Here is a 20715-nt window from a genome sequence, read left to right on the forward strand (position 1 = left end):
GCCGGGCAGCTTCGGCATTGCGAATCCCTTTTCCATTGATCAGGACGTGGTCGGGGCCGTTTTGCCCGGTTATAAATTGCTGAGTGGTAACCCAGCTCACCAGAACCCAATTCCCGTTCAGCTCAACACGCTTTGCGGGACGCGCTGCGGCGAAGATTGCCTCCAATCTTGCCATGGGAGAACGATGCGATTGCTCAGAGTGCGCGTAGAGCGTCAACGACGGCGCCATAGTCATTATCAGAATCGCGGCAAGTTGTCTGCGTGACATCATGATGGTTGTTGATAACAGCGTCATCACTCAATGAGTGAGATGGCGATATTTCAACAGTAATCCGCAAATTTATTCACAGCCGATCCCAGATCTCCACGTCTTCTCGGCAACCGAAACGGCGTCCTCCACCGAGATCACGTAAACACCGGCATGTTTCTTAGAGTAGGCTTCTCTCCATTCTTCGTATCCATTGCGATAATCAGGCAGCGATGCGGCTGTTGCAATCCGTTTTGTAACACTCACCTCAACTGCCTTGTGTGCGAACGGCATGTGGGGCACAGATTCCGGCACAGGGTTATTTTGACAGTCCTTCCATGTGAGACTGTCAACAGCAACGTGAACGATAATTCCCAACTCGGGAGATTTATCAACTCTCACGACGACGAGTCGTGAACCCTCTTCGCCAGGACGAGTTTTATATCCCCAAATATCGCCAACACGAAACTTTGAATCAATCGCCTGTTTCAGCCGCACGTCACCTTTCGGCAAGACTCCGACCTGCGCAAGTCCTGATACAGCCAAAACCGCGATGGTGGCAAACACTAAGATGAACGATGTGAGGCGTTTCATGCTGTCTCAGAGTCTATCCCCGGGGCTGTGCCGTCCTCAAACGTTCTGGGATGGTTGACGGAAAATCAGGCATTTACACGTTTTGACCGCGCGGGTTGATTGTGTAATGGCGATTTCACAACAATAATTCGTCGGTGGTACGTTCTTAGGATAGGCGGACTATGGTTACGTGTCGGATTGGATCGATAGCGATGGTGTTGATTGCGGCGTCTGCATTCTCGCAGGCACAGTTTGGCAGCGTGAACGACGCCATCGCCGCGCTTGCCGATGGGACTAACAACACGAAGTGGAGCGCCGTTGAATATCTCGCCAACCATCCAGACGAATCCATTCCCCAGTTGTTCTGGATTGTCGAGAACCAGAAACCGGGATGGGTATATGCGTCCTCGGCAATCGTGCGCTCCAAGGATGCCCGGGCGCTGCCGTTCTTCACGCGGCTGCTCGCTGACAATTTCTTCTTGAAAGAGGCTGACGGGAGCAGGAAGAAGTTCGGCCTTGGTTCGAAGAACGGCTGCCTCGTGATGCCGAACCTCCTTGGCAGCGTGCTCGCGATGCGTCTCGGAGAACTAGGCGACCCAACTGCAATTCCCACGCTTCGCGATGCCGCGTCTCAGGGCGATGCCGCGGTCGAGGCCAGTGCCTACGATGCGCTATACAGACTCGGCGGTGTCACCCTTGACGAGCTATTCTCCCGGGCCAGTGCTGCAAAACCTAACCTGCGGCAAGTGGTCGAAGGAATCGGATGGAGCTCGCTCTATTCGGATCCGAAGTTCGCGATTGCCCTCTTTGACCGGATCGTCGCGGACTTTGCCGATGACCCATACCGAGTCGCCGGTGCTCATTTCTGGAAGATCCGGGCTTTTGAGAACGCCAAGGATTACGGCGCTGCTGTGCGCGAGGTTGATGAGGTTTTGAAGTTTGAGAACTACGAGAACCTGGTCAGGCAGGCAACCGAGGCAAGAGCCAGAATCCTTGCGGCGCGCGCCTCGCCGTGAGTTAACCAGCCGATACTTGATTGCAACCGACTAAGGCCCGAAACGGGACTTGGAGGTGACCGCAACACAGTCTCAACGAGTGATAATAGGCGTTAAAGCTCAGAACCGCACCGTGAGTGTAATGGCGATGTCTCGCCAGTTTGAAACCTACTCAGTACTGTGTACGTGCTGGATCACGAAGTTCTTCATTTCGTCCACTGCCGATTGGGATGGCCCTCGCGTGCGATTGTGTAGCTGATCTAGCAAGAGCAAGGTGACTTTCGGTTTACGATCATCGGCGATGACAGCGCAGCCCGCCGGGCAGTCAAAAGCGAGACGAATTATCAAAAGTACGTCTCTCAACGTCTGAGGTGCCGTCATCTCGTCGTAACTAAGGCTTTGCAGGAGCGCAACCGAGGTCATGTCACCAAACCTGCTGAACGCCTTCTCATCCCATCCTGAATAGCCGTGCATTGTCGTAACGCTATGCACCGATGTTTTTAACTGTTGGAAAGAACCTGCATCGGATTGGCAGTGCTGCCAGTCCTGTCCCGATGTAAACAGACTCATCGAAAGGATCGCAGGTGCAACCCAAAGCATCGTTCTCATCGTTAACTCCTGATCGTTGACTCCTATTATGAAAACAGCGCCATGAACCTTACACCGTTATATCCGCTGTACGTGAGGAAATCGGGCGCTTACGCTCACAAGAATGTTGTGAGTGAAAATACAGTTTCGCATCATCCACGCTTGTAAAGCGTGGTCTTGCATGCGGCAAATGGTGGCTGCGCTACACGCTCCCACCATTCCGAAAGCGGAAGCGCCCCGGGTAATCGGGATGGCAGTTGTTCGACCAACTGCGGCTGGAAAATTCAGGGGTGGCTAGGAGAACAAAGGAAAATCAAACACCATGTGGTGCCGATGCTGCGGCTCGACCGGCGTCCCAAAAGCGAAATGTGACTCTTGAAAAGGCATCGGAGCGACGGACGAAAACAAGATGCACTTTTTCTAGGCGCTTCGGGCGGGTGGCGCACTCTTCGGATTAATCATTTATTAGGGAAGGGAGGGTAGACGTGTTTTCAAGGACTTAGTCGGAGCCAAATCCCTGTTTTGGAGTGCATTCGCCGATAAACGGGTCCAAAAACGGTTCCAAGTCTGGTCGCGGGGAGCTGTTCCATAGTGGAACGCGGACAATGCCTTGGAGGACGCAAATCGTAGCTCCTCGCTTCCACCACTATAAAAAGGTAGTTATCTCCTTAGCACACGCATTCCCCAGCGGGTTGTCGGGTATTCGGAAGTTACCCGGAGCCAAATCAGAGAGATCTTTCTAGCCCACCAACAATTCTCGGCGGAGAAGACTGGCCGAACTGCCGTCGGTTGTCGCAAGCGGCGAATCAACGACCGCGAGGCTCTGATTTTTCTCCACATACCTGACGTTCGCGAGACCAAGTACGCTTCGCAGTTTGTCTGCCGGAACTTTCAGAGGTCCGGGAGAAGGGGCGGTTCCGGGGGCGGGTTGGGGAAAAGCAGTCGACATGGCGGTATGAAAAGTCGCGTTTCCTTCCACCTTCTGCATTACCTGGTGAATGTGACCATTCAAGACGGTGACAGATCCGAAACGCTTTAAGTATGAAAATGCCTGTTCACTGTCTTTTGTTCCCCAACCCCATTCGGGATAAATAGCCCAGAGCGGAATGTGCGCGAATAGAACCACAGGGGTGCTCGCCGAAACAGCTCGCAGGTCATCTTGAAGCCATGCGAGCTGTTCGTCGCCTAACTGCCCCATCCCTTCGAGCTGCATAACATTCACGAGCCCGATGAAATGCACGCCTTTGTGGTCCATGCTGTACCAGCCACGTCCCTTCGTATCTCTTCCATATCGGTCCATGTACTGTTTGCCATCATCGACTGAGGTGTCATGTTCGCCGGGCACAAAGAAGATGTGTTTTGGACGCGCACTCTTAAGGATTTGATCCATAGTGTCAAACTCAGCGGGCTTCGATTGGTGGCTGAGGTCGCCAGTGTGAATGATGAACTCCGGCTGCTCGTCGAGGCTGTTGATTTTGTCCACCGCTGCTTGCAAGGTCGCGGCCACATCTGTATTTGCAGGCTTATTGAAGCCCATGTGGCTGTCGCTTATCTGAACAAAATGCAAACCATTAGGGGACTTCTTATCAGTTTTCTTGTCGTGCTTGGGCGCCGCGAAAAGACGGGATTCAGGAATTCCGCCGGCTGCGATCGTCCAAACAACTCCAGTCCCCGCCCATGCCATGCACTTAAGAAATCCTCGGCGGTCAACGCCGTCTTTGTGATCATTATCGTGAAGAATGTCTTGATCATCAGTCCTACGTTTTGAAGACATGAGTTCGCTCTCCCTCTGGATGGCTTGCATGGAAGTGAACCTCATTGAGCCGCTGTTTATTCCGTATGTGCCCGGTGAAGTGGGATGAGAATTCTGTCGGACTGTGGAATTAATGAAGACCCCGAGAGTCTGGATACCTAGAATGGGAAGCTCGGCGGATACTGGCGAGAAGGTGGCGCGGTTTGAAGCAGTAGTTTTGCCTCACTTCGATGCTGCATACAACCTTGCGCGCTGGATGACTCGAAACACTAGCGATGCTGAAGACGTGACGCAAGAGGCGATGTTACGTGCGTTCCGCTTCTTCGACACGTTCCGCGGAGAGAATGGGCGCGTTTGGCTGTTAACGATTGTTCGCAATACGTGCCTGACCTGGATCCGGCGGCACCTACCACAGCAAAATTCAGCTGAGTTCGACGAACGTTTGCATACCGACTTGCAGGCGTCTCTTACGCCCGAGTCGGAGTATCTGCGACAGGCCACTGGGGAGCAGGTGCGACGTGCGATTGAACATCTGCCGCCGGAGTATAGGGAAGCAATACTGATGCGCGAGCTGGAACAACTGTCATATAAGGAGATTGCCACTGTCACTCAGTCGCCTCTTGGGACGGTGATGTCCCGCATTTCTCGAGCCCGAAGCATGCTGAGGCAGTTGATTGATGCCCAAAGACGGGCGGAGGTGAAGCAGAATGATTAATCACGCCCAACATAATCTCCTCCATGCCTATCTGGACGACGAACTCGACCTGGTTCGCAGCATGGAACTCGAAGACCACCTGGTCGAGTGCGGCGACTGCGCGCACGAAGTTGCCAGCTATCGAGCGCTGCGAGAAGGCGTTATAAGTGGGGATCTGCGCTATCAACCACCGACAGATTTTCGTGCGCGTTTGTTGAAGGAAATAAGAGAGCAGGAAAAGCCTGAGGCTAAGCTTGTATTTGTCCAGCGCCGGCTCCCGTGGTGGAGTTGGGCGACTGTTGCTACTTGTCTGCTGGCCTTTGCTGCAGCGTTCATGCTTGATCTTAGTCAGCGACATGAGCGTAATCTGATGAGCGAAATTGTCTCCGACCATGTGCGGTCGTTAATGGCAACGCACCTGACTGACGTGCTGACTTCGGACCAGCACACGGTAAAACCATGGTTCACAGGTAAGCTCGACTTTTCGCCCGAAGTCCGCGACTTCTCCGCTGACGGTTTCGATCTGGTCGGTGGTCGATTGGAATACGTTGACGGCCACGATGCTGCTGCAATCGTTTATCAGAGACGCAAGCACGTGATCAATGTGTTTATGTGGCCTTCGTCAGGAGCTGACCAAGAGCCACGCATGATCGCTCAACAGGGCTTCGATCTGGTGGAGTGGAAGCGAGCTGGCATGTACTATTGCGCGGTTTCAGATTTGAACCAGCAAGAACTGTCTGAGTTTTCTTTGATGCTGCGCAGGTAGCTGGCATCAAACATCGGGTGTTCTTCAGCGGTAATAGCCTAATGTCTGGAGCGGCTGGCGCAGTCCTCGCGATCTGACAAACTATATGACAACCTCTCTCCTGTTCGACTTGGACCACGTGCAAATCGCTGCTCCCAGGGGCTGTGAGGCTGCTGCACGAGAGTTTTTTGGACGGCTTCTCGGCATGACGGAAATCGAAAAGCCTGAGGGTCTGCGTTCACGCGGTGGGTGCTGGTTCAAATTGGGATCGCGACAATTACATATTGGCGTCGAGGAAGATTTTCATCCTGCACGAAAAGCGCATCCAGCGTTTGCAGTGCGCAAGATCGATTTGCTCTTCGTGTTGCTTACCGGTGCGGGAATTGAATGCGTGTGGGAGCGCGGAATCGTTGGAGTGCAACGGTTTTATGCTAACGATCCATGGGGCAATCGCTTGGAGTTCATAGGATCGACTGGCACGTAGTACTTTTCGACCACAATCAGATGAGCGGCTCTGTACCACAGTGAAGTGCGCTACTCTCTGCGCGAATCGCAACGATAACGATTTGATCCGTCTCGAAGCCGACGTTGCGCCGGAGGGACGGCCAGCGCCGCTCGTTTCGGAATTCCACGCTCGCTGACTATTCATGCCGCAGAGCCGCAATTGGATCTACACGGCTTGCTTGCACAGCGGGAATGCATGCGGCTGCTATCGCGAGAGCTAGCATTATAGCGGGCACAGCCGCAAACGTTAATGGGTCTGCTGGGGTTACACCGAACAACTGAGCGCGAAGCAAACGAGTTAGCGCGAACGCCGCTGGGGCGCCGACAGCAACTCCCGCAAGCACCATTCGCAATGCCTGGTTGAGGATTAAAGAGAGAATATCTTGGCGGCTGGCCCCGAGTGCGCCACGAATACCGATCTCGTGCGTTCTTTGCCCGACGTTGTACGATATCACGGCATAAATTCCTAGCGTAGCCAGCAACAGAGCGATTCCGGCGAATATACCGAGCAACAACAGATTGAAATTCTGACGAGCGGTTGAATCAAAGCTCACTTGATCCATAGTGCGCACCTTCGTTGTTGCCATGTTCCCAACTCGCAGCAATCTCTCGTTGATGGCGTTGCTCACGCTCATGGGAGCCACTCCTGGGCGCGTGCGCACCAGGATGGCGCTGTGCTCCAGATTGTCAACCAACGCTAAAGCGCGATCGGGAATTTGTGACAGCATTTGGTACATCACTGGCGCACCGCCGACTTGAAGGCGCTCACGCACATTTCCAACTACCCCGACGATCACAACCGGTCCCTGATCGAATCCTGGCCCCAAATGGTCGCCGATAAGAATCGTTTGCCCAACTGGGTTCGAGTTCGGCCAGTATTTACGGGCCATGGCTTCACTGATGATTACCGTCCGGGTCGCCTCCTGTTCGCGAAACAGACGCCCGGAGCGTAGTGGGATATGGAGCACACTAAAGTAGTGCGCAGAGATGAAGCGCCATTGGACGTCCCCGGTGAACTTGAATCCTTCGAGTGGGGCATGCCCTGGAAGGTCAAATACCATGTCCATTCCTCCACGAAGCGGAAGTGCGCTTGCGAGCGCTGCCGATTCCACTCCGGGGATTCGCTCCACCGAATTGACGAGTTTGCTACTGAGCAGGTCAGCATCGCTCGATTTCAAACTTGTGTCGAGCGAGATTTCCATTGTCAGAAGTTGGCGCGGATCAAATCCGAGATCCACCTTATGCATGGCAGCAAAGCTTCGAATTAGCAGAATAGCGCCGCATAGAAGGACCACTGCGATGGTGACCTCCGCCGCTACCAGCAGACTGCGGGTGCGATTTTGCTTGACACTAGCGCCGGCCTGACTGCTGGATTCCTTGAGCGATGAAACCAAATCGGGACGCGAGACCTGCAGGGCAGGAAAGAGGCCGAAGAGCAGTCCGGTGACGATGGCAATCGCGAAGGTGAACGTGGTCACAGTTGGATCGAGCGCCGCGATTGAACTGAGCTCCTGCAGTCGTGGCAGATCAGGAGGTGTTAGGGCCAGCAGCGCGCGTACTGCCACCGATCCAATCGCTAGGCCAAACACGCCTCCGGCGAGCGCCAATAATAAACTTTCGCTGAGCAGTTGTCGGATAATTCGCGAGCGGCTTGCCCCGATGGCCGAGCGAATTGCGATCTCCCGCTGACGGCCGAGAGATCGCGTCAGCAGCAGGTTGGCAACATTGGCGCATGCGATCAGCAACACTAGCCCCACGGCGCCGAGCAGGATCAGTAACGCCGGCCGAACATCATCAGTCATCTGCCACTGGAGATAACTAACCTGGAGCTGTTCATCATGGCCCAACTGCTGCGGATGAGTTTGGACGTAGCGTTGGCCAAGCACGCGCATCATGGAATTGGCGTGAGCGAGCGTCACGCCTGCGGGCAGCCGCGCGGCGACCACGAGAACATGAGCCTCGTTGGTGCTGTTCGCATCCGCCTGCAGGGGCACCCAGAGATCGGCGCTTGGCTCTGGTTTGAACATCGGAGGACAGACGCCAATTACTGTGTATGACGAACTACCTAGCGTGATCGCCTTGCCCAGGACCGCAGCATCACCTCCAAACCGTCGCTGCCAAAGCCCGTAGCTGATCACAACCACGTGAGCGCCGCCGGGGCGATCGTCGTCGGGCGTAAACGTTCTTCCTATAATGGGAGTCGCGCCAAAGAAATGAAAGTAATTCTTCGAAGCCTTCATCACGTCCACCAACTCAGGCCGCTCGCCGCCAATCAGGTTCACCGTGGCGCCGGGCAGGTAAGCCGTAAGGTCCTCGAAGCCGGGATTATTCCGTTTCCAAAAGCCGACCATTGGTTCCGAAGCGTTGATCGTCGAACGCCCAATGCGAACCATCCGTTCCGAATCGGGATATGGCAACGGATGGAGAAGAACGGTGTTGACTACGGTAAAGATCGCCGTGTTGACGCCAATGCCGAGAGCCAGCGCGCTGATGACAGCCAGACTGAATCCCGGCGATTTGGTCAGGCTGCGAATTGCACAGCGGAGATCAGAAGCAAGATTCTCTAACGAGATCGACGCCAGGACGGAACCGTGTGTGGAGTCCATAAATGAGGAGTCTCTCAAACTAATGGAGGTAATGCGAGTTCGACGGTCAGGTGAGCGCCGCGACGTTAGCGGAACAACTGCTTCTCGCCGCCCTATTGTTATTGAGTACGGCTGCGGCGATGGGTGCGCGCAGATAGCCACCAACTCGGCGAAGCGACCAGGGCTGACGTGCGAATTTACTCCAGAACGTTAACTACCAGGTGCATATTGCGGTGTCCAGCCCCACAAAAATGGTTGCAGGCTGCAACGAACCTGCCGGTCTGTCTTGGAGTAATGGCAACATCCGATGCTTTTCCTGGCTCGATAGTCGCGTCGATTTGGAGCTGCTCCAAGGATAGACCGTGAGTAACATCTTCGGTGCTGAGTCGTAACACGACGGGTTCATCCTTTTTTAGAGTGATCTCGCCAGGAGTGAACGTGAAGCGCTTTGCCTTCAGCTCGATTATCTTGGGTGACGATGCGCCGGCGTGACGAGCGTACGATACGCTGGCGATTAACGCCAAGGCGAACATGGGAAGTGTTCTCAGGATTCGTGACATTAAGCTGGAATGCTCCGTGTTTGAATGATTGCCGGGTCTCAGGCGCATCGGATTTGGATCCAACCCCTACTTCGAGTCAGAAGACTTCACAATTGCGATAACTGGAGTCGACATTCGGTCTTCGCCTGTTTCAGATTCTTGCTCATCTCCCCTAATCGATGCTTTAAAGATGCGGATTCCATCTCCCAGGCCTTTGCCCAGTTCAGGAAGTTTCTTGGGCCCAAAGACCAAGAGAGCGATTCCTAGCAAAACGAGCAAATGCATCGGCTGAAACAGTCCTTCGAACATAGGTGCTCCTTATTCGGGTGAGACAACCTCGCAAGATGCCGCTAAGGAACCATTGACCGTCATTAGCACGTCCGTGAATCGAAGTAGTCTTTGTTATGAAAGACTCTTAACCGCGATTGGAAATTCCAGAAGTCGGACAAATTGTCTAGCTAGGGGTTAGTGCGGGACAGCTTCACGTTCTCGTCAACACTTTGGAGTGAACTTCGCTTGCCCAGCGAAATACTTTGTCACGCATCGATCGTCACGTCTCCCTTTGCGTGGCTCACACAGGGCAGGATATAGCCACGGTCTTTCAGTTCAGAAGTAAGTCCATCTTCTGAATCCATGTGGACGCGGCCTTTGAGTAGCTTGCTTGCACAGGTTCCACACTGTCCCTCGCGACAGCTGTAAGGCATCTGTATTCCGCAGGCTTCGGCGGTCTCCAGAAGCGTTGCGGAGGAAGACACCAAACGCGTTTGTTTTGAGCGCGCAAATTCCACCAGAACAATCTGCGTCGGTGGAATTTGCTCTGTGTTAGTAGGTACCTGGCCTGCTCCAAAGTTTTCTTGCTTTATTCTTGCTGAACTCACTTTCATTGCTTCCAGAACTTCGCGAGCTGCCTTCATCATTCCAGGAGGACCGCAAATGAAGAATGTGGACGAAGTAACGTCCTCCACATTGATTTCGATCAAATCTTGTGTGAGATGACCGGTCAGCCCAACCCATCGAGAATCTGGTTGGGAAAGCACCGTCGCGACGTGCAATCGCGGTAGTCGCGCTTGTAAGGATTTCAGCTCCGTTTCAAAGATGATGTCTTTGCTGGTGCGAACGAAATACAGAAGCGTGACTTCCGTGGAAAGACAACGATCATCGATGTAGCGCAACATCGACATGAAAGGCGTAATACCACTGCCACCCGCGATCAGTACAATCCGCTGATGCTGCGTTTCATCGAAGTAGAATTGGCCGGCCGGCTCTGAGACTTCCACGGTCAATCCGATACTGGCCTTTTGGTTCAAGAACCCTGATACGTATCCGCTGGCAGTTTGCTTCGGCGTGATTTCGATATAGCCCGTTTGCGAAGGGGAAGAGCAGATTGAATAACAGCGCGGCAGAGTCTTTCCATCAATGGCCCAATTGAATTTGAGGAACTGGCCTGGACGAAAGGAAATGCGGCAGTCGTGCGGAACTAGAAAGCGCAGAGTCTTAGCGTCATGCGTCTGCCGGTGAATTCGCGCCAATTTAAGGACGACTGAGCTTCTTCCTGATCCAGATTTGTCGACACTATCGAGTCCAATAAGTGCGTCGGCAGGTTTCGACCTACGCCACAATAGAGCAAGGAGCATGGTGGCGCACACGGTCGTGACAAAAACGGATATATACGCAGGCACGGTTGCCGGGCTCGCACTCCGTAGTAGATATGCTCCCAAATTGATAATGACGAGCAGATAAGAAATTCCCGTAATCGACAATCCAAGGACTCGCAGGGTCGTGGTGGGGCGTTTGTAGTGCCGGGCCACAGCCACCTTTATAAGCAGGAGCGGAAGGAGTATCAGCGCCAGAGATGCGTGAACAATGTTGCGCGGTGAAAGTTCATCACTAAGCCCTTTCAGGCGTAACACCATGTGATAGCTCATCACGCAATACAAAAACGTGAATAAGTAACCGATAATGCGATGCGCTCGCACTCGCCATGCCTGAGCTCTGGGATTGGAGTGCCGATCACCTCGCAACATCAAGTAGGAGTTGACTCCGGCGAAAAGCACGAATACTACGCCGAGTGCCAAAGTGAGAGGAGGTTGCATCACTTTGTGGTAGCTGTCGCGTGAGAAGAGGAATTGCGAGCATGCGAAGGCACAGGATCGACAACCGCAATTCGCTTTGTTTGAGTAGAAATACGCATATCAGAGCTCTCGTCCGCACTTGTCATGGCAACTCTAAGAAGGAACAGCGATTGCAAAATTAAGAGCGAAGCCACCGCACTGAGGGCAAATTCCGTGATCATGAGATCCTGCCTTTCCATTTCCGTACTCACTAAAGACCTCAGGGCATCGTGTTTATTCCGGAATTGCCAACCCGTTTAACCCTTCGATGTTGAAACTCTGGGGCGGTAAAAGGAATAAGTCTTTCCGCGCTCCAGTCTTTATGACTGCCGGGTCGTGTGCGCTCGGCTCAAGTTCCAGAGGGTTACGCGATCATCAACGCTTCCTTAATCTCAACGGGCGTGGCAACGCCAATCTTTCAGGTCAGCCAGGAAGAGGCCTTTGCACATTCAGGCTATCGGGATGAAGCTACCCGCAGAATTTTCTCGAGATCTGGCATTGAATATCGTCACTTCTATTTCCACAATGGGATTAGGATCGATGAAGGTTCCGATGAGCTGAATCGGCGATATGTTCGCGGCGCAATGGAAATTGGTTGCCGCGCAATTCGAAAGTGTCTTGAGTCCGCGGGTTTGACGGAGCGGGATATCGATTTGTTCGTGCTATGCAGCTCGACTGGCTACAGTTGCCCCGACATTGCCAGTCGACTGATAGGACACATGGGATTTCGTTCTGGCATTCAGCGAGCACCCATCCTCGGACTCGGCTGCGGTGGAGCCCTCCCCAGCTTGCAACGAGCCTGCGATTTCGTGCGGACTCACATAGGTCAAGTAGCGCTTGTATTGACGGTAGAGATTTGTTCGGCATGCTACTACCGCGATGACACGCTTGAAACCGTTATTGGGAATGCAATCTGCGCTGATGGTGCTGCGGCGGCTTTACTAATCGCGGGAGCGCCGCCAGATCCGCCGTTCCCAGAGATTGTTGACTTCGAATCCTTTATTGATCCTAAGCACCTGGGGAGCGTTGGCTTTGAACATCGGGATGGGAAGCTGCGCATCGTCTTGGGCTCTGAAGTGCGGCAGCTGGCCCCTGGCCTTTTAGAGGGAGCGCTGTGTCCACTATTGGCGCGAAATAACCTTCGCCATTCAGACATTCGCTTTTGGGTTGTCCATCCCGGAGGACGCAGAGTTATCGATAGCGTTCAGAAGCACTTGAATCTTTCAGATTCCGAATTGCAATTTTCGAGAGATGTGCTTCGCAACTACGGGAACATGTCATCGGCAACCGCGATGTTTGTGTTCCATGAGGTAGTCCACAACGGCAAGCCGAAAGCTGGAGATTGGGGCGTTATGGCTGCGCTCGGTCCCGGGATGGCGGCGGAAGCAGCTCTACTCAGATGGTGAATATCTTCGCCTTGAGATTCGGTCCTCTGCTTCGTGTCCTCAATCATCGTATAAGAGCCGGTCGGTTGCGAGAATTACGGCAATTCTTATCAAGCGGCAATTCCTCTCGTCCGGCAACCGCAGCGGTGCCTTGGAGCCAGACGCTGTCCCAACAACCGCCATTGGTGTTCCAGATGGCGAGTGGGTACTGGGTTTCACAGGCAATTTATACCGCCGCGAAGCTTGGCATTGCAGACGTGCTAACTGACGGCCCTAAATCGGTGGATGAAATCGCGAATGCCGTCGAGGCGGACGCAGATTCCTTGCGTAGACTCTTGCGCGTGCTGTCCATGCTCAACGTTTGTCAAATTACGAAGTCGGAGCGGTTCGAGCTGACGGCACTGGGCAGATCGCTGCAGTCGGGTGTTTCAGGATCACAGCGCGCGATCGTGCTGACTCTAGGTGAACTTCACTATAAAGCGTGGGGCCATCTGTGTGAGAGCGTGCAAACAGGCCATCCCGGGTTTTGCAGCGTCTTCGGCTCTCCAATGTTCGATTTCCTGGAAGAGAACTCCAATGCAGGCGAGATCTTCAATCTCGCGATGACAGATTTCTCAGCATTTGTCGCACACGCCTTACTGGTCTCTTATGACTTTTCCGGAATTAAGTCACTGGTGGATGTAGGTGGCGGCTGCGGGAAGCTATTGACGAGCATTCTGGAGGTTTATCCAAGTTTGCAAGGCGTTATCGTCGATCTTCCTGGCGTTATCGACGCAGCTTGTGAGCGCATACGGTCACATCCTTGCCGCGATCGTTGCACCGCAATCTCCGGAAATTTCTTTCAATCAGTCCCGCCTGGTGGAGACGTGTATTTACTCAGCGGCGTCATCCATGATTGGGACGATGAAGCAGCTCAAGTAATCTTGAAGAATTGCCGAAACTCAATGCGTCCACAAGCTAAAGTCCTAGCCGTTGAATGCGTCGTGCCCGAGAGTGACGAGCCATCTTTCAGCAAGCTGCTCGATTTGAACATGATGGTTATGACAGGCGGTCGTGAGCGAACCGAGCGCGAGTTTCGTGAGTTGTTCGGTAATTCTGGGTTAAGAGTAACTAAAGTCGTTTCTACGGCGTCCCCACTGCGAATCATCGAAGCGATTCGTAACTAGTTCCAGTCTCGAAAATAATTGCCCAAGTGGGCGGTAAGACTTCGTCCCATCAAGTCGGTCCCTCCCAAATCGGAATACATGGAATTTCTGATCGCATCAGTGCGTTCTGAGCTTACAGCAGTCCCTTAAATCTTATTGAGATCAAAGTTGCGACAGAAAGGAAGAGTTCTACGAATGATTAAGAAAGCTCTTGGTAGAGTCGCTCTGGTTGGGCTAACGATGTGTGGGATATCTACATCAACTGTGATGGCGCAAGATTCGCTGTTTCGATCCGTCATCATCGGGTCCAATCCCAAAACAATTATTGCCGGAGTGCAGAGCGGTGGCGCGCCCTGGACAGTTGAGCGGGGTTCAGCCGTGCTGAATGACGACGGTAAATTACACGTAACATTGCGCGATTTAATTTTGCCGAACCTCGGAAACCCGGGACCAGTAACGAGTGTCAGTGCGAGTCTCGTTTGTGGAGGTGCGGGCGGCACTGTGGTGGCCACCACGGATCCTGTTCCGCTCTCGGGAGACGGAAACGCTGACATTGATGCGAAAATCTCCGTGCCTGGACCGTGTTTCGCTCCGACAGTTTTGGTTCGAGCCGCGGGATTTAACGGCAACGTGCTCCCTCAACCCGGTCCCTGGATTGCGGCCAGTGGCACGACCGTTCCAAATGGTTCGCAAGATAAAGACGGGGACGGGAAATAACGTCCAGCTACATCAAACGCGGCCAGCGCAGCTTGATGGACGTAGAGCGCTGGCCCATTCCAACAGTATGTGCTTGGGGGCAAGGAAAAAGCCCGCGCATTGCGGGCTTTCCCAGTCATGATGCCACGAAACCGCGGATTCGGGCATGACTAACCTGGTTAGAATTCTCGTCGCGCCTGATCCGCTTCGTTTGCCAGGTCAGCAACAACTCAAGAAAGGCTTTTTGGCTGTCCGATGAAAAGGCCGTCAACAATAAAACCGTTGATGGCACCGACCGCGTCGATTTGTCCTGCACCGGTGGGACGAATGATCGCGCATTCCGGCAGCCCTTTGATGAAGTCGCAAGGCTCGGGCATGATCAGGTTGGCCTGTAATGATTCGGGTTGGTTGTGAGCGAGATCCACGCGTGTTGCCGGGTGTTGAAGACTATTCCGACACGTGAAGCATCATGGCAACAAAACAAGCCATGACTCCACCCAAGAGCAATATGAGCATGATTACGCCCTCGAAATCGGCGGGTTGTCGAACCCGGGGGTTGCTTTCCTGAAGGTCTGGATCTAGATAGTGAATGATTCGAGAGATTTCTCGATCAGAAGTCAGTTCAATCAGATTTGGCTCTAGCATGGGCTTTTTCGTACTTCCTGCAGAACGGGAATGTCGCGTTGCACTGCGGGAATACAGTGCCCTGCTTTGACAGGGCACTGGGACTTGATTGACAAGGATCAGTTTCCTGCGCTCGTGACGACGGTCTGCTTGTCCCCGCCGCGAGCCAGCTGTATCTCTTTCTTCGAAGCTGCGAAATGCAACTTGCCGGACGGGGTGACAACATCGCTTAAGAAGTACTGGTCACCAATCCGATGAAATACCAGCTGACTTCCTGTGACGGTGGTATTGAACTCGCTCGCGACCGCCAAAGCGCCAGTACCCTGGCCAAGGAACGCGAGACCTGACTTGTCGTTAGGTAACGATTCTCGAACGGTATATGTGGCGGCCGGTAACTCTTTTCCGCTAACAACGAAATTGAAAGGGACATTAACTTTGAGTTCCTCAGCATTTGCCTTTGCTAAGGTGGCGAACACGATTCCCATTATGCACAACACTGTAAAACGTTTCCTCATTTGAACTATTCTCCTTGAGCACATTCATCAAATTCTGTGCGCACTTAATAGACACTGCACGAGGCTCAGCGATTCCCAAACGGCACTATTTGAGGCTGAAAACTGATTACGGGAGCAAAAATATCGCTGCGTTAATGAGCTGAGATATTTTCGTGGGACGAGCCTACGATCATCGGGCTAATACGGGAATAAATCACTGCGAGCTGAGTACATTCCAAAAGAGAGTGCTGGACTGCAATTGCGGTCGAGCACCGGTCAAGATTCCAACAAGTGAGGATCGGAATGACAAAAGCTACAGTCGCAGTAGCTCTTCTATGCGCCAGTCTGTGGTGTACGACTGAAACATGGGCGCAAGAGGAAACGCAGAAATCAAATGGTCCTTTTACGCAATCTGTGAACGAAGTTGTTCAGTGGAACAAGATTCTTCTAACAATTGTTCGGACGCCAGGCGCTCAGCCCGCAACTGTTCATCCAACCCGCAGCTTCGCGATGATGCATGTAGCGATCTACGACGCGGTGAATGCCATTGATCGGAGTCATTCGCCGTACCTGATCCAGGTTGCTGAGGTCTCGAAGCACGCATCACAAGCAGCAGCGGCGGCTGCCGCAGGACACGAAGTCCTCCTTGCGCTGTACCCAAACTTCAAGACAACACTCGATGCTGACCTTCAGCAATCGCTCGCAAACATCGGCTCCGGCAGGGAAGTGAATGAAGGGCTCCGCATCGGCCAAGAAGTCGGCGATCGCATAGTGGCGTTGCGAAGCAACGATGGGTCCGACGCTCCACCTATTCCTTATGTCTTTGGCCCAGCGCCAGGCGACTACCAATCAACGCCGCCGAATTTTCCCAAGCAGCCTCAGTTTACAAACTGGCCGCATGTGACGCCCTTTGCCCTCCGTAACGCGGCCCAATTCCGTCCAGGACCGCCACCGAGTTTGAGCAGCGACGTTTATGAGGACGCGTTCAATGAGACCAAGTCCCTTGGGATTGCAAATGGCACAGCCGCGACAGCGGATCAGGCCCTCACGGGGCATTTCTGGAATGGAGCAATTCAGAACTACTGGAATGAAATCACGCAGACTGCAGCAATTGACTTTGGCTTGACAACCGCGCAGAGCGCCCGCCTATTCGCACTTCTCAATCTATCTTTTGCGGACAGTGTGATTGCCTTCTACGACGCTAAATACACTTACAATTTCTGGAGGCCGGTAACGGCTATCCGAGGAGCCTCCGCTGCCATCAACCCGAAGACTCTGCCGGATGCAAATTGGCTGCCCGAAGTCGGCAATACCACTCCCGATCCGTCATATCCCGGCGCACACGCCGTAATCAGCGCAGCAGGTGCAGCGGTCCTGATCTCCTTCTTTCATCGCGACCAGTTGAATTTTCAGGTCACGTCGGAAGTGATGCCGGGAGTGGAGCGGGCATTTGATTCCTTCTCAGATGCTGCCCAAGAAGCCACTCTAAGTCGAATGTTCGCTGGAGTGCACTTCCGTTTCGATTTGACTCACGGTCAACGCCTCGGCCGCCAAGTGGCTGACTTCGTCTTCGACAACCTATTGACTCCTGTCGAAGGAGCGCCAGACGAAAGAGGAGATCACTGATTCGCTGTATTTCGGAGTCCGTCCAATTCTAGGAACCTTTCGATTCTGTACAATCAACAGCTCCCGTACTCTGAGGAATGGAATCTCGGTGTCCAACATATTTTTGGTAAGTCATACACAGTCGAAGTCCGATACCTTGGCAGCCGGGGAATTCATCTGCCAGTTCAAGATCGCCTGAATCGTCAGGCAGTTGTTGGACCAGACAATTTTCTTCCCACCTTTATTAATCCGGCCACGGTGCCGTCTCAGGCTCAGCTAAACACGCTGAAAACCCTCGATCAGGTACAGGCATTCAGGTCCAGCTTTGTGCCTGCATTCGTGGCGGCGGAATTTACAAGTAACGTCACTTCGTTCGAGCCGTTCGGAAGCTCGATCTACCCATGGCCTCGCAAGCTCCGTCAGCCGTCGCTTCGATCATGGTTTGGAATTCAATTTGGCGTACACCTAGAGCCATCTGATTGACGACAGTACTGCAGATGTGTTCTCGACGCTGCTCACACCTCGTCGTCCGCAAGACCCTCAAAATGTCGCAGCAGATCGAAGTACGTCAGCGCTCGATCACAGGCAGCGGCTCACGATCAGTGCAATCTACGATTTGCCATTCTTCAAGCAATCGAACTGGATGATGAGGAATCTGGTTGGTAACTGGGAAATCGCCCCGATCTACACGTTCGAATCTCCGGAATACGCGACAGTCCAAAGCGCGCAGAATTCCAATCTGGCCGGGGACACATTCCCGACTCGCGCGATCTTCAATCCGCAAGGCACTGCTGGTGTTGGTAGCGGGGTAAATCCGCTGACGAACTCACAGGGCCAGATTGTCGGCTACGTGGCAAACAATCCAAACGCTCAATACATCGTGGCCGGTGTTGGCGCTCTATCGAATGCTTCGAGAAACACGCTTGCATTGCCGCGTACGAATAACTGGGATCTCTCGGTTGTGAAGCGCGTCGGAATTAATGACAGGATGTCTTTCGAGTTTCTGGCGCAAGCCTACAACGTCTTCAATCATTCGCAATACGTTCCCGGCTCTATCAATCAAATCAACGCGGTAGGCCTGATTGGACAGCCGCTGGACTTTACAACTACAGCCACTCGCAACTTCCTTACGCCAAGTTCACCGACGTTCGACAAGCCGAACTTGGTTTTTCCGAACAATGCCCGAACGATGCAACTTGGAGCAAAGTTCATCTTTTGATGACTTTTGTTCCGACAATTCAAGGGGAGCCCTAGGCTCCCCTTTCTCGCCTGCACTTTTGCTTTCCCCAAACAGTCGAACGCAGCCTCTCCGGTTCAAAGGGAATGCGTCCGGCCCGTCACACATTTCTGACGCTGGCGAGCTGACGGCGGACATCTGTCTACCGTCAGCCCTCAAACACCACGCTTTATTGAGGCGTGTACCAGCGAACGTAATCGACTTGCATCGGTCCCGGATTGCTCAGGCCGCTTGTCGATCCTCCGAGCGTTCCACCTACAGCCACGTTCAGGATTGTGAAGACGTTCTGGTTGAACGGCCACGTATCTCCTGAAGGAAGACCGCTAGGAGTCACCGTGAAGAACGGTGTAGATGCATTGTCCACGAAGAACTGCATTTCGTTTTGCGTCCAGACGATCCCGTAGGTGTGGAACGCGGTGTCTGCGGCCTCCCCGTTCGGGAATGTGTAGCGCATTCCAATTCCGCTCCCTCCAGTTTTGGCTGTATGGATGGTCGAATTGTTCCCCGACGGACCTGCTCCATTGTGTACCTGCGGAGACCAGTTCTCCATGATGTCGGCTTCGCCGCAGGTGGGCCACCCCACCGTACCGATGTTGCTGCCCAAGGTCCAGAATGCAGGCCACAGGCCCTGGTTTGTCGTATTGGGAAGCTGGATGCTGGCCTCAAGAATTCCGAATTGGAAGTTCTGTTTGCCTTGCGTATTCATGCGACCAGATATCCACGTTCCGTTGACATTCCTGGGCTGGATCAGGAGGTGCCCGCCGCCATCGATGTAAACCGGTGCCGTAGATGTGCTGAACGTCGTCGGGCACTGCGACGGATTGCCTGCGTAGCCTGGAGGTCCGCAATACACTTCGGCTTCACCATTGCCCCACCCGTTATTGTTTCCGAGATCGAACTTCCACACCGATATATCAGGAGAACCGGCGCTGCCGTTGAACTCCTGGCACCACTGCGGCACGTAAGTTGTTCCGTTGACGGTGATGTTCGAGACGCCTGCGCATGATCCGGTCCCGCCGCCGCTGCCGGATGTAAATGCCATGTAGTTGATGTTCCAGCCGCCATTATCCTGGTCGAGAGTCAGCACTTGCTGGCCCGCCGGCAGCGTCACTGTCGCTGTCACGTTGGTCCAGGTCTGCCAGCCTCCGGTCGCGGGTACATTCACAGAGCCGGTGAGGTTCGTTCCTGACGAGTTGGCGATGTGGAAGGCATCTGTCACTGCGTTGATAGCCGCAACGCGGAAGGTCACTGTGTAAGTTCCGGCCGATGCCACGTTCACCGTGTAGCGGAACCATTGACCCGTCGCGGTCCAACCGAGGTTATCCCCGCCACCTGTGTCGGTCGTGGCTTCCAGATCGATGCCGTCGGAGCGATAGCTGTTCGCGGTCCCATTTGTGGAAGTCACGTGATAGCCCACGCCTGAGCCTCCGGTGTCGTAGTTCTCGGCTTGCACTGTGCCGGGAATGGCAGCAGGAGTTCCTCCGTATGGTCCTTCACCGCCAGAGCCTGTGAAAGCCACAAAGTTGATGTTCCAGCCGGGATTGTCCTGATTCACGGTCAACACCTGCTGCCCGGCCGGCAGCGTGATACTGGCCGTTACGTTGGTCCACGTTTGCCAGGCGCCCGTCGCCGGCACGTTGATATTGCCGCTTAAGTTCGTGCCCGACGAGTTGGAGATGTGCAAGGCATCTGTCACCGCATTGATTGCTGCCACGCGAAAGGTGACGGTGTAAGTTCCCGCCGCGTTCACGTTTACCGTGTACTTGAACCACTGACCCTTCGCAGTCCAGCCCAGGTTATCGCCGCCACCAGTGTCGGTGGTTGCTTCCAGATCCACACCGTCGGAGCGGTAGTTGTTGGCAGTCCCATTTACGGAAGTAACGTTGTAGGCAACTCCTTGCCCACCAGTGTCATAGTTCTCCGCCTGCATCGTGCCGGGAATGGCGGCGGGAGTTCCGCCGTAAGGTCCTTCGGCTGCAAAGGAGAAAGCGGATACGAATAACACAAAGGCTGCGCACAGAGCACAGAAGCTCAAGCAAGATCTTGTTGTCATGGTTATCCCTCGGCTCTCCTAAAGTCGGTTTTTTGACGCCACGGCGGGCGCAGAGACAAGGCGAAGCGGCGGTGCGCTAGCTGGACGCCGAAATCCTGAGATGCTGCTGGATCAGAGTTGGTTGTGGGGAGTATCTACTAAA

General features: G+C 53.8%; 19 protein-coding genes. 9 read left to right on the forward strand and 10 right to left on the reverse strand.

Features of this window, described 5'->3' with window-relative positions; genetic code table 11:
• The coding region (locus VNX88_16865; GenBank protein ID HWY70343.1) for a hypothetical protein at positions 1-295 on the reverse strand (295 nt) is incomplete at its 3' end.
• A 45-nt stretch (positions 296-340) separates the two neighbouring features.
• Entirely contained in the window at positions 341-841 is a 501-nt protein-coding gene (locus tag VNX88_16870) for a hypothetical protein (GenBank protein ID HWY70344.1), read from the reverse strand.
• A 161-nt stretch (positions 842-1002) separates the two neighbouring features.
• Between VNX88_16870 and VNX88_16875 the strand changes: the two genes are divergently transcribed.
• Positions 1003-1836: a hypothetical protein gene (locus tag VNX88_16875; protein HWY70345.1), complete on the forward strand. Its 834-nt coding sequence runs from the start codon at positions 1003-1005 to the stop codon at positions 1834-1836.
• Between the two features lie 147 nt (positions 1837-1983).
• Here the strand turns inward: VNX88_16875 and VNX88_16880 are convergent, their stop codons facing one another.
• Both VNX88_16880 and VNX88_16885 read right to left on the reverse strand, forming a co-directional pair.
• Entirely contained in the window at positions 1984-2424 is a 441-nt protein-coding gene (locus VNX88_16880; protein ID HWY70346.1) for a hypothetical protein, read from the reverse strand.
• 718 nt (positions 2425-3142) lie between these two features.
• On the reverse strand, positions 3143-4177 hold the full coding sequence (locus VNX88_16885) for a metallophosphoesterase (GenBank protein HWY70347.1): 1035 nt from the start codon (positions 4175-4177) through the stop codon (positions 3143-3145).
• Positions 4178-4319: 142 nt separating this feature from the next.
• Here VNX88_16885 and VNX88_16890 point away from each other — a divergent pair, with 142 nt between their 5' ends.
• From VNX88_16890 to VNX88_16900, 3 genes are all read left to right on the forward strand, one after another.
• Positions 4320-4871, forward strand: a complete 552-nt coding sequence (locus VNX88_16890) for a sigma-70 family RNA polymerase sigma factor (GenBank protein HWY70348.1) — start codon at positions 4320-4322, stop codon at positions 4869-4871.
• Positions 4864-5616, forward strand: coding sequence for an anti-sigma factor (locus VNX88_16895; GenBank protein ID HWY70349.1), 753 nt, complete (start codon positions 4864-4866; stop codon positions 5614-5616). Before VNX88_16890 ends, VNX88_16895 begins: the two co-directional genes overlap by 8 nt.
• Positions 5617-5701: 85 nt before the next feature.
• Positions 5702-6079, forward strand: coding sequence for a VOC family protein (locus tag VNX88_16900; GenBank protein ID HWY70350.1), 378 nt, complete (start codon positions 5702-5704; stop codon positions 6077-6079).
• A gap of 157 nt (positions 6080-6236) precedes the next feature.
• On the opposite strand, the gene VNX88_16905 is transcribed toward VNX88_16900, so the two are convergent.
• From VNX88_16905 to VNX88_16915, 3 genes are all read right to left on the reverse strand, one after another.
• Complete coding sequence (locus tag VNX88_16905; GenBank protein ID HWY70351.1) at positions 6237-8705, reverse strand: ABC transporter permease; 2469 nt, start codon at positions 8703-8705, stop codon at positions 6237-6239.
• A 176-nt stretch (positions 8706-8881) separates the two neighbouring features.
• Entirely contained in the window at positions 8882-9244 is a 363-nt protein-coding gene (locus VNX88_16910) for a cupredoxin domain-containing protein (protein ID HWY70352.1), read from the reverse strand.
• Between the two features lie 515 nt (positions 9245-9759).
• A complete protein-coding gene (locus VNX88_16915) occupies positions 9760-11316 on the reverse strand; it encodes an iron-sulfur cluster-binding domain-containing protein (GenBank protein HWY70353.1) in 1557 nt (518 codons plus the stop codon).
• A 419-nt stretch (positions 11317-11735) separates the two neighbouring features.
• Between VNX88_16915 and VNX88_16920 the strand changes: the two genes are divergently transcribed.
• From VNX88_16920 to VNX88_16930, 3 genes are all read left to right on the forward strand, one after another.
• Complete coding sequence (locus VNX88_16920) at positions 11736-12740, forward strand: 3-oxoacyl-[acyl-carrier-protein] synthase III C-terminal domain-containing protein (protein HWY70354.1); 1005 nt, start codon at positions 11736-11738, stop codon at positions 12738-12740.
• 173 nt (positions 12741-12913) lie between these two features.
• On the forward strand, positions 12914-13885 hold the full coding sequence (locus VNX88_16925; protein HWY70355.1) for a methyltransferase: 972 nt from the start codon (positions 12914-12916) through the stop codon (positions 13883-13885).
• 174 nt (positions 13886-14059) lie between these two features.
• Positions 14060-14581, forward strand: a complete 522-nt coding sequence (locus VNX88_16930) for a hypothetical protein (GenBank protein ID HWY70356.1) — start codon at positions 14060-14062, stop codon at positions 14579-14581.
• A 209-nt stretch (positions 14582-14790) separates the two neighbouring features.
• On the opposite strand, the gene VNX88_16935 is transcribed toward VNX88_16930, so the two are convergent.
• Together VNX88_16935 and VNX88_16940 are read right to left on the reverse strand one after the other, a co-directional pair.
• On the reverse strand, positions 14791-14985 hold the full coding sequence (locus tag VNX88_16935; protein ID HWY70357.1) for a hypothetical protein: 195 nt from the start codon (positions 14983-14985) through the stop codon (positions 14791-14793).
• A gap of 318 nt (positions 14986-15303) precedes the next feature.
• Positions 15304-15699: a hypothetical protein gene (locus VNX88_16940; protein HWY70358.1), complete on the reverse strand. Its 396-nt coding sequence runs from the start codon at positions 15697-15699 to the stop codon at positions 15304-15306.
• Between the two features lie 282 nt (positions 15700-15981).
• On the opposite strand from VNX88_16940, the gene VNX88_16945 reads away from it, so the two are divergent.
• Both VNX88_16945 and VNX88_16950 read left to right on the forward strand, forming a co-directional pair.
• Positions 15982-17304 (forward strand): vanadium-dependent haloperoxidase, encoded by a 1323-nt coding sequence (locus VNX88_16945; protein HWY70359.1) that lies wholly within the window; start codon positions 15982-15984, stop codon positions 17302-17304.
• Positions 17305-17782: 478 nt separating this feature from the next.
• Positions 17783-18502 carry a hypothetical protein gene (locus VNX88_16950; GenBank protein ID HWY70360.1) on the forward strand — a complete coding sequence of 240 codons (720 nt, stop codon included), beginning with the start codon at positions 17783-17785 and terminating at the stop codon, positions 18500-18502.
• A gap of 187 nt (positions 18503-18689) precedes the next feature.
• Here VNX88_16950 and VNX88_16955 read toward each other — a convergent pair whose 3' ends face one another.
• Positions 18690-20573, reverse strand: a complete 1884-nt coding sequence (locus VNX88_16955) for a carbohydrate-binding protein (protein HWY70361.1) — start codon at positions 20571-20573, stop codon at positions 18690-18692.
• Positions 20574-20715: the final 142 nt, after the last annotated feature.

The sequence above is a fragment of the Terriglobales bacterium genome (genome assembly GCA_035567895.1).
Classification (GTDB): domain Bacteria; phylum Acidobacteriota; class Terriglobia; order Terriglobales; family Acidobacteriaceae; genus Gp1-AA112.